At 35.6% G+C, this 239-nt stretch carries 1 protein-coding gene; it reads right to left on the bottom strand.

Annotation, left to right across the window (positions count from 1 at the left end; all coding sequences use genetic code 11):
- On the bottom strand, nucleotides 1–192 hold a 192-nt coding region (locus tag SB717_RS39235), incomplete at its 3' end, for a hypothetical protein (RefSeq protein ID WP_410908703.1).
- Between the last annotated feature and the right edge of the window lie 47 nt (nucleotides 193–239).

The raw sequence follows: 239 nt of genomic DNA, 5'->3' as shown, positions 1-239 counted from the left end.
AGCATGGCGTATTATATAAAAAGCACACAGAATTGAAACAGGAATAGCGCCGAATAAACCAAAAAATAAAGCGCTTACACAAGATGCGACAAATCCTAAAACACCAATTTCTAACTCTTCCATAATAGCTCCTAAAATAACAGGAAATGCTCCACATGTAACTCCAAGTATAAGTGCGATAAGTAAGCTCATGATTATCCCCCTCTGTTTGCGATATTATTTTCCTTCTTAGTTAATTG

This window comes from Priestia sp. SIMBA_032 (assembly GCF_046535215.1).
Lineage (GTDB): Bacteria > Bacillota > Bacilli > Bacillales > Bacillaceae_H > Priestia > Priestia aryabhattai.
The sequence above is the reverse complement of the archived record's forward strand: the minus strand, read 5'-3'. Positions and strand labels throughout refer to the sequence as shown.